This window comes from Candidatus Accumulibacter necessarius (genome assembly GCF_036625085.1).
The window spans coordinates 440977-456930 of the sequence record NZ_JAZKUM010000002.1 but is presented as its reverse complement, the minus strand read 5'-3'; the positions used below and the strand labels follow the sequence as shown (position 1 = coordinate 456930).

Below are 15954 nucleotides of genomic sequence, written 5' to 3'. Positions count from 1 at the left end.
CAAGGATCAGAGCGCGTGAAAAAACAAAAGCTAGAACTGACTTGGATTGGCAAGGATGTGCGTCCGAAGCTGGAGCCGCGCATTTTGTTGGGCGATCCGGAGAAGAGCTATCACGCGAAGCACCGAGTCACCAGCGCTGATTTTTTTGATAACCAGCTCATTTTCGGTGACAACCTGCTGGCGTTGAAGGCCTTGGAGCAGGAATACACGGGCAAGGTGAAGTGCGTATTCATTGATCCGCCGTACAACACCGGCAGCGCCTTCACGCATTACGACGATGGTGTTGAGCATTCGATCTGGCTGTCGCTGATGAGGGATCGCCTTGAGATTATTCGGCGATTGATGTCGGCAGATGGGTCCCTATGGATCACCATTGACGATAATGAAGCGCACTATCTGAAAGTCATTTGCGATGAGATATTTGGGCGGGCGAATTTTGTAGCCAACATTGTTTGGCAGAAGCGTACCTCTCGCGAAAATCGTGCAGCTATAGGATCGGCCCATGATCACTTGTTGCTCTATGCGAAGTCGGGGGCGCTGAAATGGAAGGACGCCAGAAATACGCTGCCATCCAACGAGGACGGATTCGCTAATCCCGATGGCGACCGACGCGGCCCTTGGCGGTCGATCCCGTTTAGTGCGCAAGGCTTTCGACCGAATCAGATGTACGACATTATCGCGCCCTCGGGCGCGGTGCTAGCGCCGCCAAAAGGACGCTGCTGGGCAGCGACTGAACCGGTTTTCAAACAACATGTTGCCGATAACCGGGTGTACTTCCCAAACAACGGCACCGGTCGCCCACGAATCAAGCAGTTTCTCGGGGAACAAGGTGGGTTAGTCCCAATGACATGGTGGGACGCGTCAACATTCGGCGATAACGAAACGTCCAAGAAGGAAATATTGGCGCTGTTCCCCGATTCGGAACCGTTCGGGACACCAAAGCCGGAAGAGCTATTGCGCGGAGTAATACATATTGCGACCAATCCCGGTGACCTCGTCCTCGACTCCTTCGCCGGTTCCGGTACCACCGGTGCCGTGGCCCACAAGATGGGCCGCCGCTGGATCATGATCGAGCTGGGCGATCACTGCCACACGCACATCATTCCGCGCCTGAAAAAAGTCATCGACGGCGAGGACCAGGGCGGCATCAGCAAGGCCGTGAATTGGCAAGGCGGTGGCGGCTTCCGCTATTACCGCCTCGCCCCCAGCCTGTTGCAGCAAGACCGCTGGGGCCAGTGGATCATCAACAAGGACTACAACGCCGAAATGCTGGCTGCGGCAATCTGCAAGCTGGAAGGCTTCATCTACGCACCCAGCGACGCGCACTACTGGCAACACGGCAAGAGCACCGAGAACGACTTCATCTACGTCACCACGCAAAGCCTGACGCCGGAACAGTTGCAGGCCTTGAGCGATGAAGTCGGCGAAGGGCGCAGCTTGCTGGTCTGCTGTTCGGCATTCCGCGGCGATGCAAACCGTTACCCCAATCTCACCGCCAAGAAGATTCCCAAGATGGTCTTGTCCCGTTGCGAGTGGGGGCACGACGATTACAGCCTGAACGTCGAGAACCTTCCGATGCAGGAAAAAGCGGCTCCCAAACAAGCCGTCACGCCACAGCAGGCCGGATTGTTTGAGGAACAGCGAGAGAAAGACTCCGCGGAGGGCGCGGCGTGAGCGAATTCCTTCTCTACCAAAGCGAGGACGGCAGGACAAAGCTCAGCGTCGTGCTGGAGGACGAAACCCTATGGTTGAGCCAGAAGCAGCTGACCGATCTGTTCGGCAAAGCCAAAGGCACGATCAGCGAGCACATCAAGCACATTTTTGAGGATGGCGAACTGATCGAGAATTCAGTTGTTCGGCTTTTCCGAACAACTGCCGCCGATGGCAAAACCTATGAGGTGGCGCACTACAACCTCGACATGGTACTGGCCGTGGGCTACCGGGTGCGCAGCCAGGTCGGCGTGCGCTTTCGCCAATGGGCCAGCGCTCAGCTCAAGGAGTTCATCGTCAAGGGCTTTGTGCTGGATGACGAGCGCCTGAAAAACCCCGGCAAGGGTCTCGATTACTTTGACGAGCTGAGCCGCCGCCTGCAAGACATTCGCACCAGCGAACGGCGCTTCTACCAGAAAATTACCGACATCTACGCAACCAGTGTCGATTACGACCCCGCCGCACCGCTGACGCAGGAGTTCTTTGCCACGGTGCAAAACAAGGTCCATTACGCGATCCACGGCCACACCGCCGCTGAATTGATTGCCCAGCGGGCCGACAGTACGCAGCCGAACATGGGCCTCACGACGTGGGAAGGCAAGCGAATCCGCAAGAGCGACGTGAGTGTTGCCAAGAACTACCTGGCCGAAGACGAACTGCGCGCCCTCAATAATCTGGCGGAACAATATCTGATCTTTGCCGAAGGTCAGGCTACCCGCCGAATCGCAATGAGCATGCAGGACTGGATCACCAAGCTTGAAGGATTCCTGACCCTGAACGACCGCGAGATTTTGCAGGGCGCTGGCCGTATTTCGGCGCAACTCGCCAAGAGCCATGCCGAAACAGAATTTGGCAAGTTTCGCATCCTCGATGACACCCGGTTTGAGTCCGACTTCGACCGGATGGTCAAGACCTTGCCCGCCCCCAAGGGAAAGAAATGATGAGTCTGGAAAACATCGTTCGCTCGGTCAGTGGTCGCCTGAGTCTGCGCGAGCCACAAGCCGAAAGCCTGCGCCGTCTGCATTGGGCGGTCGATCAGGTGCCCGCGCTACGCGATTCGCAAGCGCGGTCGCCGGCAGAACTGAAGGCGATGCAGGAGGCGCTGACCGGTCAGTTTCCAACGCTGGCCGACTTCGAGCGCGATTTCCCGTCCCTGTGCTTCGCGCTGGCAACGGGCGTCGGCAAGACGCGTCTGATGGGGGCATTCATCAGCTATCTGCATGCGGCCTACGGCTACAAGCATTTCTTCGTGCTGGCACCGAACCTGACGATCTACGACAAGCTGATCGGCGACTTCTCGCCGAACTCGCCCAAGTACGTATTCAAGGGCATTGCCGAGTTCGCCAGCACGCCGCCCGAGGTGATTACCGGCGACAACTTCGAGCAGCGTGGCAGCCGGAGTCTGCTGGGCGGCATCGAGGTCAATATCTTCAACATCTCGAAGATCAATTCCGAGGTGCGCGGCGGCAAGTCGCCGAAGATCAAGCGCCTGTCGGAATACCTTGGGCAGAGCTATTTCGAGTATCTGGCCGGGCTGGATGATCTGGTCCTGATCATGGACGAGTCGCACCGTTACCGGGCGAGTGCGGGCATTCGCTCCTTGAACGAGTTGCGCCCCTTGCTCGGACTTGAGCTGACGGCGACCCCTTTCGTCGAGGGCACTGGCGGCAGGACGACGCCGTTCAGGAATGTGGTGATGGATTACCCGCTGGCGCGTGCCATCGCGGATGGTTTCGTGAAGGAACCGGCAGTTGTCACCCAACAGAACTTCGACCCGAGCGCCCATAGCACCGGTGCGCTGGAAACGATCAAGCTGCAGGACGGCGTGCGGGTGCATGAGGAGACCAAGGTCCATCTTCTGACCTACGCGCAGCAGACCGGGCAAAAGCTGGTCAAGCCCTTCATGCTGGTCATTGCGCGGGATACGACCCACGCCGCCGTGTTGATGGCGAACATCGAATCCGATACCTTCTTCGCTGGCCGTTACAGGGGCAAGGTCATTCAGGTGGATTCGAGCCGTTCCGGTGCCGATGAAGAGGAAATGATCCGGCGCTTGCTGGCGGTGGAAAGCTACGACGAGCCGACCGAGATCGTGATCCACGTCAACATGCTGAAAGAAGGCTGGGACGTGACCAATCTCTACACCATCGTTCCGCTGCGTGCCGCCAATGCCCGCACGCTGATCGAGCAGTCGATCGGTCGCGGCCTGCGTTTGCCGTATGGCCGCAAGACCGGCGTGGACGCGGTGGATCGGCTGAACATCATCGCCCACGACAGGTTTCAGGAGGTCATCGACGAGGCGGGACGCGGCGATTCGCCGATCCGCATGCAGACCTTGGTGCTGACGCCGGACACCGGCACAGGCAGCAGCCTGAAGAGTATTTCCGTGCAGCCGACGGCCAATGCCATGCTCGGGACCCTTGCAACTGGCACAACGCCAATCCCTGGCGCTGCCGGCGACGGCGCGCAGTATGGAACGTCGGCTCCGACGATGGTTCTGCATACCGGCGAAGAGCGGCACATTGCGCAAATCGCCATGGACGTTATCGCCGAAATCAGTCTCGAGAAGCGACAAGGGCTGTCCCTTGTGCCAAGCAGCGCCGCGCTGACGCAAACCGCCATCCAGCAGCAAATCGTCCAGCGGGTTCAGGAACGCATGCTGCCGAGGCAGGGTGACCTGCTGGCAACTGCGGCGGCGTCGCCAGTGGCGAACATTGTCCAGAAGACGGTAGCGGTGCTGGTCGAGCACACCATCGATATTCCGCGTATCTCGGTGGTACCGAAAGGCCCGGTGAAGAGCGGCTACAAGCTTTTCCAGCTCGATCTGTCGAAAATGAACTTCCAGCCGCAGGACATGGCCCTGGTCGGCCAAGGCTTGACCTGATTAGCAACGATCGTCAGCTGGGCGCATCTGGTGAGCCCGGCTGGGCTTATCCTGAACTCTGTCACCACAGGGAGGTCAGGGCCATGGCAATGAATCGAATTCAGTTTCAACCCGGTTTGTCGATGCCAGAGTTTGCTAAGCGCTTCGGAACCGAGTCGCAGTGCGCAGCAGCGCTGGAGGCGGCGCGGTGGCCGAACGGGTTTTCCTGTCCGCGCTGCGGTGGAGCGGGACACTGTGTTCTGCGCGGGGGTTCCTGCAAGGTTTTCCAGTGCAACGCCTGTCGGCATCAAACGTCGCTGATCGCCGGGACGGTGTTTCAAGGCACCAAGCTGCCGCTGACCGTGTGGTTCCTGGCGATCTACCTCATCAGCCAGGCCAAGACGGGTCTGTCGGCGCTGGCGCTGAAGCGACATCTGGGCGTGAGCTACCCCACCGCCTGGCTCATCCACCACAAGCTGATGCGGGCAATGGAACAGCGAGAAGAGCGCTATGTGCTCGAAGGTCAGGTGCAGGTCGACGACGCCTACCTGGGAGGCGAGCGTACCGGCGGCAAGGTCGGGCGCGGTTCGGAGAACAAGGTGCCCTTCGTTGCAGCCGTCTCGTTCAGTGAGGAGGGCCACCCCTTGCGTGCCAAACTCACGCTCGTTCCCGGTTTCACCCTGACGGCAATTGCCCAGTGGGCCAAGAGCAACCTCGCTCCGGGATCGACGGTGCTGTCGGATGGTCTGGCTTGCTTCAACGCCGTCATCGACGCAGGCTGCGTTCATCAGCCGACCGTTGTCGCCGGGCGAAAGCCCAAGGACCTGCCAGAGTTCAAGTGGGTCAACACGGTCTTGGGTAATCTCAAGACCAGCCTTTCGGGCTGTTATCACGCGCTTGCCTTCCGAAAGTATGGTGCTCAGTACCTCGCCGCTTTCGCCTACCGATTCAACCGCCGATTCGATCTCAGGACCTTGAACGCGCGGCTCCTGCTCGCCGCCGTAGCCTGCTCGCCGCTGCCCCAGCGCTCGATTCGGGCGGCTGACGTTCATTGCTAATCAGGAGGCTTGAAAACCGGCAAGCAGGTGCTGTACGGGCAGTCGTCGACGGTCATGGAATCGCAACTGGAAAACTATATCGTCCGCGAGCTGATCAACTACGACGACGTGTCATACGACGAGCACGCCGAGTTGATCCATGAGCTATCCGGGCAAGCTGTCGCGCACTTCAGGACTTACCTGAGAAGCGACGATGAACTGCACAACATCCTCGGCAACTATGGCAGGACTATCGCCGAGAACATCCATCTGCAGATGGCGCTGCACTACTACGAGGACATTTCCGAATCGGAGGTGGTCATCAGTCAGGGCTTCACGCCGCTCAAACACTGCGCCTTTACCGCCGAGGGCGACATCCTGCCGCTGCATCAGGCGCCCGACGAGAAGGGCAAGATCACGCAGTACGTCTACGGTGGGTTCAGCAAGTGCGCCTACCCGGTGCAGAAGTTTCATTCCGATACCGAGCGTGTGCTCGCCTGCGTGCTGGAGCGTGAGGCGCTGCGCTGGTTCCGGCCAGTCGCCGGACAGTTCAACATCTACTACCGTTCAGGCGCCAACCAACCCGAGTACGTGCCGGACTTCGTTGCGGCGACTGCTGACCACAACCTGATCATCGAGACCAAAGCCGCCAAGGACATGACAGCCAGCGACGTGAAGGCGAAAGCCGACGCGGCGGCGACATGGTGCCGGCACGCCAGCGCGTATTCACAGGCGCAAGGCGGGAAGCCCTGGAAGTATCTGCTGCTGCCGCATGATGCGGTGGCCCATAACGCGACGGTGTCCGCGCTGGCGGGCCGGTATTCGGTCGTATCGCCTTAACCATCATCCGGTGAACCCATGCTCATCAAAGCCACTGACGACAAGACCAAAGACATTTACGCCCTGAAGCTGCTCTCAGCTCGACCGGACGCCAGTGCCGACACCCGCAAGAAGGTCGAACAGGAAATCCGCAACATCCAGTCGGGTATCAAGGGTGAGGCGGAAGCAGCCTATGAAATCGAGTTCCACTACGGTGCCTCGAAGAACTGGATGGCACTGCACGACCTGCGCCTTGAGTGCGAAGGCCGCGTCGCGCAGATCGACCACCTGCTGATAAACCGCTTCCTTGAAATCTATGTCTGCGAGAGCAAGCGGTTCGCCGAGGGCATCGCGGTCAACGAGCAAGGCGAGTTCGCCGCGTTCCATGGTGGCAAGGCATATGGCATTCCGTCGCCGGTCGAGCAGAACCAGCGGCACATGGTGGTGCTGGAATCGGTCTTCAAGTGCGGACAAGTCGCACCGCCGAAGCGCTTCGGCATCACCCTGTCGCCGACCTTGAACGGCCTGGTACTGGTGTCCAAGAATGCGCGCATCGGTCGACCGAAAACCAAGATCGAAGGCATCGACAGCATTATCAAGAACGATCAGCTGAAGACACGCATCGACAAGGAGTATGACTCGAACAACAATCCGCTGCTGGCGGTGCGTTTGATTGGTCAGGACACCTTGGAAGATTTTGCACGCCGCCTAGCTGCGGCCCATAAACCCGTATCGTTTGATTGGCCTGCGCGATTTGGGTTGTCGGGGACAATCGTCAAGACCGTCAAGACGCCGGCGCGGACAGAGCCAGCCCCCGAGCAGTTGCTGAATCAGACGAATTGCGGCAACGCGACGGCACCCACCGACGAGGTTGGCGGAAAGAAATCCAAGCTCGCCTGCGCGACATGCGGAACCATCGTCGCCTACAACATTGCAAAATTCTGCTGGTTCAACAAGCCGCGCTTTGCTGGAAACGTCTATTGCATGGAGTGCCAGAAGGCGATTCCCAAACCCGCCTGAGCAAGCGAAGCATGCAGTCGAGTCACCCCAGCTTCATTGGGTGAGCACTTTGTCGAACACTCCCCCGAGTTCGACAAGAATACGGCTCAGTGATTGCTTGCGCGCAATTCACCGGTTCAGAACTGGCACTACAGGGGTCTGGCGGAGGGCTCGGGGAAGGCGACGCTTTCCAACAGTTCCTTCTGTTGGCGGGTGATGGCGGACAGGCCGGAGGCTGGCTGGCGCAATTGCCAGCGCTGGTGAAAATTCAGTTGCGTGCTCCCTACGGCGGAAATCGCAGCGTCGAAAACGCTCGCCCTGACTGAACAGCGCGGCGCTCAATGTCCGTCGCCGAGTCAATCAATCCCTTCTGCTCAAGAAAAATCAGGAAGGCGCGGGCGCTGACCTTCCGGCAGTTGTCCGGCACCATGAAGCTGGCGCGTGCAATCTTGTGGTCTTCAAACAGGAATACGCCGGTCATCGGCGGCACCTTGAGGGCGAATTCGTTCATCGTTTCCTGAATCGCCAGTTCGCCGAGGTTGCGGCTTCGCGGCGACGGAGACTCGGTCGCGGATTGCCTGAAGTACTCGAAGGTCTTGGTGGGCAGAACAGGAATCCGCGCCGATGCGGCCCAGGCCGCCAACTTGCTGCTGGTCGGTGTCTGGCTGCGCGTGACCTCGTGCAGGACCAGATCGACCAGCATTACCGTCCAGCCCGGTTTGAACAGCACGTCGAGCGCATCGGCGTAGGCCAGCGTGATGAGCGGCACGGCATCGGGCAGCAGCGCAATGTCTTTGGCCGATGACATTGCTTCTGTGCTCAAGCGGTCGGCAAGGCGTTCAGTTGATCGACCATTCCTTGTGTGGCGGCGTCCGGTAGTCGTGGCATCGGCAAATGCGCCTGCGCCATCAACAGAAACAGGTCTTCCTCGCTGTCGATGCCCAGCGCCTGCATGGCCTTGTCGTCACCGATGCGCCCCAGCGAAAAGTCAAGTAGCACCTTGAAATTCTGGTTGCCGGTTGCTTCCGCTGCCTCGAACGTCTCAACAAGGTGGCGCAGTTCGGCGTTGAATAGGGCGTTGACCGACGTGTCGGTCTTGGCCGCGATCACCTTGGCACGCTTGAGCAGGTCGCGATCAACGGAACCAGTGAAGTTTACGGTAGCCATTCTTGCCCCTTAACGTGTAACACATAAATAAGTGTATCACGTGAAGGCGTGCTGATCTCAAAGCCACTTTTTGGGTCGGCACCCCATGCCATGGACTGTAAGCAAGGCAGCGTGGCGCGCCCTCACTTCAGTGTGGCGTAGCTTTACGGCCGGCTGCGCGCTCATCCAGTTCCTGCCGGATTCTCTCCATGTCGAGTTGAAGAAAAATCGCGGGATCGGCCCGAAGCGCATCCGCGATCGCCACAAAGTTACTGGGTGAAAGGATGTCACCAACTTCAACCGACCAGAGCATTTCGCGCGGTGGCTGCACGTCGATATTGATCGAGTACTACTTCGAGTACACCTTCTTGAGAAAAGTACGGCAGCGAGAATACCGACAACGTTACCGTCGTATACCGTCGTCTGGCAAAACCAAAAGACTTTGTCAAAAACGCGGTTGAGACAAGATTACCCGCGTGAATTCCATAGATTGCAAAGGCCTATTCTTCGTGGCTCAGAAGCCGTTCGCAATAACGTGCGATCAGATCGATTTCGAGATTGACCCGGCCGCCGGCCTGCAGACCGCCGAGGGTGGTGGCTGCGAGCGTGTGGGGAATCAGGTTGATGGTAAAGGTGGCGCCATCGACCGTATTCGTCGTCAAGCTGACGCCATCGACGGTGATCGAGCCCTTGCGCGCGATGTACCGGGCGAGCGCTGCCGGCGCGCGGACCTCGAGCAGACGGTTGTCGCCGACCGGCTCGAAACGCAGCACCTCGCCAACGCCGTCCACGTGACCGGATACCAGATGCCCGCCGAGGCGATCCGCCAGGCGCAGCGCCTTCTCGAGGTTGACCGGTCCCAGTGCTGCCAGGCCGACGGTACAGGCGAGAGACTCGGGCGAGACATCGACGGAAAAGCAGTTGTCCTGTCGATCGACAATGGTCAGGCAGACACCACTGCAAGCGATCGAATCGCCGAGGCCGACGTCATCGAGTCCGAGCTGGCCCGCGTCGATCGTCAGACGAACGGTTGCGGCGCCGTCATCGCGCGGGGTGATGCGGGTGATCTGGCCAACGGCGGCAATGATTCCAGAGAACATGTCAGGGACCTCTCGAAAAGGGGTTCGGCGGGGTTTGCAGTGCCGCTGCGTCGCCGCAGGCAGTGTCAGGCTGGTGTCTGGCGCTCAACTTCAGGGACCTCGCCGGCGCCGGATGTTCCCCTCGCGACTTCGCGCGGATCCTCGTTGATCCATGCTTCGAGCAGGGTGTAGCCCACCGCCAGGATGACCGGGCCGACGAAGAGGCCGACCAGTCCGAAAGCCAGCATGCCGCCGATGACACCGGCGAGAATCAGCAGCAGCGGCAGGTCGGCACCCTGCTTGATCAGGACCGGGCGCAAAAAGTTGTCCATCGTGCCGACGAAGACTGTCCACACCAGTAGAAACGTTCCCCAGCCAGTGTTGTCGCCCCAATACAGCCAGACCACTGCCGGTGCCAGTACCAGCGTCGGTCCGAGCTGGGCGATGCAAAACATGAACATCACGGCGGTCAGGACCGGGGCAAACGGCACGCCGGCGATGGCCAGGCCAACGCCACCGAGAAGCGACTGGACGATCGCCGTCACGCCGACGCCCAGTGCCACGGCGCGGGCCGCCTGGCCGGCCAGCACGACGGCGCTCTCGCCGCGTTCGCCACTGAGACGATAGCCGAAACGCCGCACGCCGGCGGCGGCCTTTTCTCCGGCGGCGTAGAGGACGGCGGAGAGTGCGACCGTGAGCAGGAACTGGACGAAAACCAGGCCGAAGCTGCCGATCTCGCTGACGAACCAGCGGGTCAAGTTGCCGGCATAGGGAGCCACCTTGGCGGCCAACTCGTTGCTGCCGGCTGCGGCAAGCTGCCGCCACGCCTGATCCAGCCGAGACCCGACGAACGGGATGTCACTGACCCAGGCGGGTAACGACTGCACGCGCAGATCGCTCAGAAACTTGCCCCACTCGGCAATCTGATCGACATTGCCGACGATGGTGGCAATGGCTACCGACAGGGGGACGACCAGCACGAGGAGGACCAGCAAGGTCATCAGGATCACTGCCGGCAGCCGACGATTGCCGAACAGCCGCTGCGCCCGCAACATCAACGGCCAGGTGGCGACTACGACCATCGTCGCCCAGATCAACGCCGGCAAAAAGGGGCGCAGGATCCACAGCGACGCGCCGATCAGCACGCAGAGGAACAGCACCGCCAGCGTCGGGCGGGCCATTTCGATGTGTTTTTCCACGGGGATCATCGTCCAGTCATTCCAGCTATCCAGGTTCGGTGTGGCGCCGGTAGCGGCTCACCCGGGCGGCGCCGCTCGCCGTCGGCTGCAAGCGCTGGCCCACCGGCGTCGTGCGGGATGCATGTTAGCCCAATTCGATGGGCTGATGTCCGTTCGCCGCGGGCGGCTGGCAACACTGCGGCAGGTGCCGCCCCGGATTCGACCGGGCGTTTGGGCATAGAATGCCGCGCATGCATCAGGTAACCATCATCCGACCGAGGCCAGGGGACGGCCGGCGGCGCCCCGACCCGGCGACGCTGCATGCTGCACGCGCACCAACCCGAAGGTCTCGCCGCGGTTTGTTGCGGCGCCGGGCCGCAGCTGCCAGGCGAACCGGTCGATGAACCACGCGCTGCTCTTCTCGGTTTTCATCATCGCCTCCTGCGGACTGGCTTACGAGCTGATCGCCGGGGCGCTGGCGAGCTATCTGCTCGGTGACTCGGTGACCCAGTTTTCCACGGTCATCGGCAGCTACCTGTTCGCCATGGGCATCGGCTCATGGCTGTCGCGCTACATCGAGGAGCATCTCGTCGCCCGCTTCATCCAGGTCGAGTTGCTGGTCGGTGTGCTGGGCGGCTTTTCGGCGGCTGCGCTGTTCTTCATCTTCGCCTGGTCGGCGGCTCCGTTCAAGCTGGCGCTCTACCTGGCAGTGTTCGGCGTCGGCGTTCTCGTCGGACTGGAAATTCCCCTGGTCATGCGTATCCTCAAACGCGACCTGGTGTTCAAGGATGTCGTCTCGCAGGTCCTGACCTTCGATTACCTCGGCGCGCTCGCCGTTTCCATCCTCTTTCCCGTGCTGCTGGTGCCGCATCTGGGCCTGATCCGCAGCGGGCTGCTGTTCGGCCTGCTCAACGTCGCGGTCGCGCTGTGGGCCTGGTGGCTGTTCCGCGCGCAGTTGCACAACGCTGGCTGGCTACGCGTGCAGGGCGGGCTGTCGATGCTCGCGCTGCTCGCGGCTTTCGCCGCAGCCGGCGAGCTGACCTCGCTGGCAGAAACGCAGCTCTACGCCGACGACATCGTGCATGCCGAGAGCACGCCCTATCAGCGGATCGTCGTCACCCGCTGGAAAGATGATCTGCGCCTGCATCTGAACAACAACCTGCAGTTCAGTTCTCGCGACGAGTACCGCTACCACGAAGCGCTGGTGCATCCTGGGCTGTCGACCCTGCCGGCAGCACGGCGTGTGCTGGTGCTCGGCGGGGGCGACGGCCTCGCCGTGCGCGAGATTCTCAAGTACCCGCAGATCGAATCAGTGACGCTGGTCGACCTCGACCCGGCGATGACGCGCCTCTTCGCCAGCGCGCCACCACTGCGCAAGCTCAACCACAACGCGCTTCACTCGGCCAAGGTCAGGGTGGTCAATGCCGACGCTCTGCAATGGCTCGAGGAGAACGACGATCTCTTCGATTTCATCGTCGTCGATTTCCCCGACCCATCGAACTTCTCGATCGGCAAGCTCTACAGTGCCGCGTTCTATCGGCTGCTGGAAAAGCACCTGGCGGGCGACGCTTTGGCAGTGATCCAGTCCACCTCGCCGCTCTACGCTCGGCAGTCCTTCTGGTGCATCGTCACGACGATCGAGAGCGTCGGCCTGGTGACGACCCCCTACCACGCCCTCGTTCCTTCCTTTGGCGAGTGGGGCTTCGTGCTCGCCGGCCGCCGTGCCTACCGGCCGCCGCCGTCCTACGCAGTCGAGACGCGCTTCCTGACCCCCGAGGCAACGCCGGGACTGTTCGTCTTTCCGGGCGACATGGCGCGCGTCGAGGCCGAGGTGAACCGCCTGAACAACCAGGTGCTTGTCCGCTACTTCGAACAGGAGTGGCGACAGGTGATCCGCTAGCGCGATGGACCGGCGCGATTTCCTGGTCTCGGTGGCTGCCGCCGCGGGCGCTGCCTCGCTCGCCGGCTGCCGCAGCGCACCGCCACCGCTGCCGCCGGGCGAACTGCTCGGGACCTCGCTCGATCTCGGCCATCGCCTGCGTGCGGCAGACTTCGCGCCGCCCGGCGAGACACGAAAGGCAGCGGTGGTCATCGTTGGCGCCGGCATCGCCGGCCTGGCCGCGGGCTGGAAACTGGCCAGATCGGGCTTCACCGATTTCCTGCTGGTCGAGCTCGAGAGCGAGGCTGGCGGCAATTCGCGCGCCGGGCGCAATGCCGTCAGCGCCTATCCCTGGGGCGCGCACTACCTGCCGTTGCCGAACCGCGAGGCGGTGGCCGTGCGCGAACTGCTTGCCGAGCTCGGCGTGCTGCAGGGCGACCCACACGCGGTGCAGCCGGTCTATGACGAGCGCTACCTCTGCGCGACGCCGCAGGAACGCCTCTATCGCGACGGCCGCTGGCAGGAAGGCCTGCTGCCACAGACTGGCGTCAGCGCCAGCGAGCGCCAGCAGTATCAGCGCTTTGCCGACCTGATGGAAGGCTTCAGACGCCAGCGCGACCGGCTTGGGCGGCGGGCCTTCGCCTTGCCAATGGCGCTCTCCAGCCCCGCTCTAGAGTTGCAGGCGCTCGACCGGATCAGCATGCGCCACTGGCTGCTGGCGCAAGGACTTGATTCACCGCATCTGCACTGGTACGTGAACCACGCCTGCCGCGACGACTATGGCACGGGCAGCGCCATGGTCTCGGCCTGGGCGGGCATCCACTACTTTGCCTGCCGCGACGGCGAGGCGCAGAACGCCAGCAGCGACACCGTGCTCACAGCGCCGGAAGGGAACGCCTGGCTGGCTGAAGGCATGCTGCGCTCGATCGGCACGCGAGCCGGGAGTCGCCTGCTGACCGGGGCCATGGCCTTTCACGTCGCTGGCGGCGAGCGCGCGGCAAAGGGCCAGCCGATCGAGGTCGACCTCTGGCTGCCGCAGGAGCAGCGAACGCTGCGCCTGCTCGCCGGGCAGCTGATCTGGGCCGCGCCGCTGTTTCTCGTGCCGCATGTCTTCGTCGGTCACGAGACGCTGCGAGCTGCCGCCCGCAGCTTCAGCCACGCGCCCTGGCTGGTGGCCAACCTGACGCTGTCGCGTTTCCCGGAGGATCGTGCCGGCGCACCACCCGCCTGGGACAACGTGCTCTACGAAGGAGCCGGCCTGGGCTATGTTGTGGCCACCCACCAGCAGATGCGCCTGCACCCGGGGGCAACCGTGCTCACCTGGTACCGGACGCTCGATAAACAGAGTCCGCAACGCGGCCGCGAAGCGCTGCGCGACACGCCGCGCGAGCTGTGGGCGGAACAAATCCTCGCCGAGCTGGAGCGGCCCCACCGCGATATCAGGCAACTGACCACCCGCCTCGACGTTTTCCGCAACGGTCACGCCATGGCCCGGCCAGTGCCGGGCCTGATCTGGGGCGAGGCAAGACGGCATTTTGCCGTCGACGGCGAACGTCTGCGCTTTGCTCACGCCGACGTCAGCGGCTTTTCACTCTTCGAGGAGGCCCAGTACCGCGGTGTGCTGGCGGCGGAAAGGACGCTGCGCCGGCTCGGGCTACGCTTCAGTTCGTCGCTGGCGTAGGCCGCTGTCCTGGCGGCCCGTGGCCCCGCGGACGTCGCGATGGCCACTCCACTACGTCGCCATTTGAAGAAGGAAGAGGCTACTCGCTATTCGCCAGCGGGATCGCGCTCGAAGGTGACGGGAAGCGGCTCGGTTCCAGGCAGCATGTCACTGCGGGGAATAATGCACTGCCAGCCAGACCGTCTCCGCCTCCGGATCGGTCCACGCCACCCGGTGCTTCCGGTGTGCCGGGATCAGCAGCCAGTCGCCCGCGCCGAGGCGGACTTCATCGCCGTCGGCGAAAGCCAGGCGGGCGGCACCTTGGACAAGCAGCACCCATTCGTCTTGTTCCTGGTCGTACCAGAAATCGTCAGGCGAGGCGTGGCCGCGGGAGACGATACGTTCGATCCGGACGGCGTCGCTCCGGGCCAGGGTTTCGCAGAGTTCTTCGGGCAGGTCGCGAGGGATGTTGGCGAAGAGGTTGTTCACGGCGCGACGACTCAGGCGGCCATCGCCGGGTAATCGGTGTAGCCTTCCGGTCCCGGCGTGTAGAACGTCGCCGGATTGGGCTTGTTCAGCGCAGCGCTCGCCTTGATTCGCGCCGGCAGATCGGGATTGGCGAGGAAGCTGGTGCCAAAAGAAACCGCATCGAGCTTTCCTTCGTGAATGGCCTGCGCCGCTTCGCTGGCGGTATAGCCCATGTTGCCGATCAGCGTCCCCTTGTAGTTCGCCCGCACAGGCGTCAGCACGTCACCGCTCTGCTGCCGGAAGAAGTCGGCGCGCATCACGTGCAGGTAGGCGAGGTCGAAGTCGTTGAGCCGCCCAGCAAGCCAGGTGGCGAGTCCGATCGGGTTGCTGTCGATCATGCTGTTGTAGCTGTTGAGCGGCGAAAGGCGCAGGCCAACCCGGTCGGCGCCGCAGACGTCACTGACGGCTGCGATTACTTCGAACAGCAGGCGAGCCCGGTTTTCGAGCGATCCACCGTAGGGACCCGAGCGCTTGTTGGCGCCGTCACGCAGGAACTCGTCGAGCAGGTAACCGTTGGCGCCGTGGACTTCAACGCCATCGAAGCCGGCCGCCCGGGCATTTTCCGCCGCTTTCCTGAAGCCGGCGACAATGCCCGGCAGTTCATCGTCGCTCAGTTCGCGCGGGATGACGTAGGGCTGCTTGCCCTGCGGTGTGAGCACCTCGTCCCCGGTGATCGCAATCGCGCTCGGGGCAACCGGCTGGGCGCCACCGTTCAGCAGCGGATGGCAAGCACGTCCGCCGTGCCAGATCTGCAGGAACATTCGGCCGCCGGCGGCGTGCACCGCATCGGTGGTCCGCCTCCAGCCGGCGACCTGGGCCGGGGAGTGGATTCCGGGCTCCATCCAGAATGCGGAGTGGTTCTCCATCGCCATGGTGGCTTCGGCAATGACCAACCCGGCTGTCGCTCGTTGGGCGTAGTATTCGCTCATCAATGTCGTCGGGACGTGCTCGGCATCGGCCCGGCAGCGGGTCAGCGGGGCCATGAAAATCCTGTTCGGCGCAGTCAGGGCTCCAAACTTGAGCGGACTGAAAAGCGTGGTCATGATCTCTAGTCTC

At 62.1% G+C, this 15954-nt stretch carries 14 protein-coding genes and 1 pseudogene; 8 read left to right on the top strand and 7 right to left on the bottom strand.

The features are described 5' to 3' along the window. Positions 1-15: 15 nt before the first annotated feature. The 6 genes and pseudogenes from V5B44_RS06425 to V5B44_RS06400 all read left to right on the top strand — a co-directional run bounded on the left by V5B44_RS06425 (position 16) and on the right by V5B44_RS06400 (position 7449). Complete coding sequence (locus V5B44_RS06425) at positions 16-1674, top strand: site-specific DNA-methyltransferase (RefSeq protein WP_332358259.1); 1659 nt, start codon at positions 16-18, stop codon at positions 1672-1674. After that, a complete protein-coding gene (locus tag V5B44_RS06420) occupies positions 1671-2651 on the top strand; it encodes a virulence RhuM family protein (protein ID WP_332358258.1) in 981 nt (326 codons plus the stop codon). Before V5B44_RS06425 ends, V5B44_RS06420 begins: the two co-directional genes overlap by 4 nt. Next, a pseudogene (locus V5B44_RS06415) lies at positions 2651-4588 on the top strand (DEAD/DEAH box helicase); the annotation flags it as partial. The gene V5B44_RS06420 and the pseudogene V5B44_RS06415, both read left to right, overlap by 1 nt. 89 nt (positions 4589-4677) lie before the next feature. Beyond that, the gene (locus V5B44_RS06410; protein WP_332358257.1) at positions 4678-5631 is read left to right on the top strand and encodes an IS1595 family transposase; all 954 of its coding nucleotides are present in this window, start codon (positions 4678-4680) and stop codon (positions 5629-5631) included. A 9-nt stretch (positions 5632-5640) separates the two neighbouring features. Continuing rightward, positions 5641-6450: a hypothetical protein gene (locus V5B44_RS06405; protein ID WP_332358256.1), complete on the top strand. Its 810-nt coding sequence runs from the start codon at positions 5641-5643 to the stop codon at positions 6448-6450. An 18-nt stretch (positions 6451-6468) separates the two neighbouring features. Continuing rightward, on the top strand, positions 6469-7449 hold the full coding sequence (locus V5B44_RS06400; protein WP_332358255.1) for a nuclease-related domain-containing protein: 981 nt from the start codon (positions 6469-6471) through the stop codon (positions 7447-7449). A 262-nt stretch (positions 7450-7711) separates the two neighbouring features. Here V5B44_RS06400 and V5B44_RS06395 read toward each other — a convergent pair whose 3' ends face one another. The 5 genes from V5B44_RS06395 to ydiK all read right to left on the bottom strand — a co-directional run bounded on the left by V5B44_RS06395 (position 7712) and on the right by ydiK (position 10861). Then, positions 7712-8236 (bottom strand): hypothetical protein, encoded by a 525-nt coding sequence (locus V5B44_RS06395; RefSeq protein WP_332358254.1) that lies wholly within the window; start codon positions 8234-8236, stop codon positions 7712-7714. Between the two features lie 11 nt (positions 8237-8247). After that, positions 8248-8595 carry a hypothetical protein gene (locus V5B44_RS06390; RefSeq protein WP_332358253.1) on the bottom strand — a complete coding sequence of 116 codons (348 nt, stop codon included), beginning with the start codon at positions 8593-8595 and terminating at the stop codon, positions 8248-8250. Between the two features lie 127 nt (positions 8596-8722). Then, positions 8723-8887: a hypothetical protein gene (locus tag V5B44_RS06385; protein ID WP_332358252.1), complete on the bottom strand. Its 165-nt coding sequence runs from the start codon at positions 8885-8887 to the stop codon at positions 8723-8725. A gap of 187 nt (positions 8888-9074) precedes the next feature. After that, positions 9075-9674, bottom strand: a complete 600-nt coding sequence (locus V5B44_RS06380) for a riboflavin synthase (protein ID WP_332358251.1) — start codon at positions 9672-9674, stop codon at positions 9075-9077. A gap of 65 nt (positions 9675-9739) precedes the next feature. Beyond that, positions 9740-10861 carry an AI-2E family transporter YdiK gene (gene ydiK / locus V5B44_RS06375; RefSeq protein WP_332358250.1) on the bottom strand — a complete coding sequence of 374 codons (1122 nt, stop codon included), beginning with the start codon at positions 10859-10861 and terminating at the stop codon, positions 9740-9742. Between the two features lie 370 nt (positions 10862-11231). On the opposite strand from ydiK, the gene V5B44_RS06370 reads away from it, so the two are divergent. After that, positions 11232-12731, top strand: a complete 1500-nt coding sequence (locus V5B44_RS06370) for a polyamine aminopropyltransferase (protein WP_332358249.1) — start codon at positions 11232-11234, stop codon at positions 12729-12731. Positions 12732-12735: 4 nt separating this feature from the next. Next, entirely contained in the window at positions 12736-14391 is a 1656-nt protein-coding gene (locus V5B44_RS06365) for an FAD-dependent oxidoreductase (RefSeq protein WP_332358248.1), read from the top strand. 147 nt (positions 14392-14538) lie between these two features. On the opposite strand, the gene V5B44_RS06360 is transcribed toward V5B44_RS06365, so the two are convergent. Both V5B44_RS06360 and V5B44_RS06355 read right to left on the bottom strand, forming a co-directional pair. Beyond that, positions 14539-14859, bottom strand: a complete 321-nt coding sequence (locus V5B44_RS06360; RefSeq protein ID WP_332358247.1) for a cupin domain-containing protein — start codon at positions 14857-14859, stop codon at positions 14539-14541. An 11-nt stretch (positions 14860-14870) separates the two neighbouring features. Beyond that, positions 14871-15941, bottom strand: a complete 1071-nt coding sequence (locus V5B44_RS06355; RefSeq protein WP_332358246.1) for an alkene reductase — start codon at positions 15939-15941, stop codon at positions 14871-14873. Positions 15942-15954 lie beyond the last annotated feature (13 nt).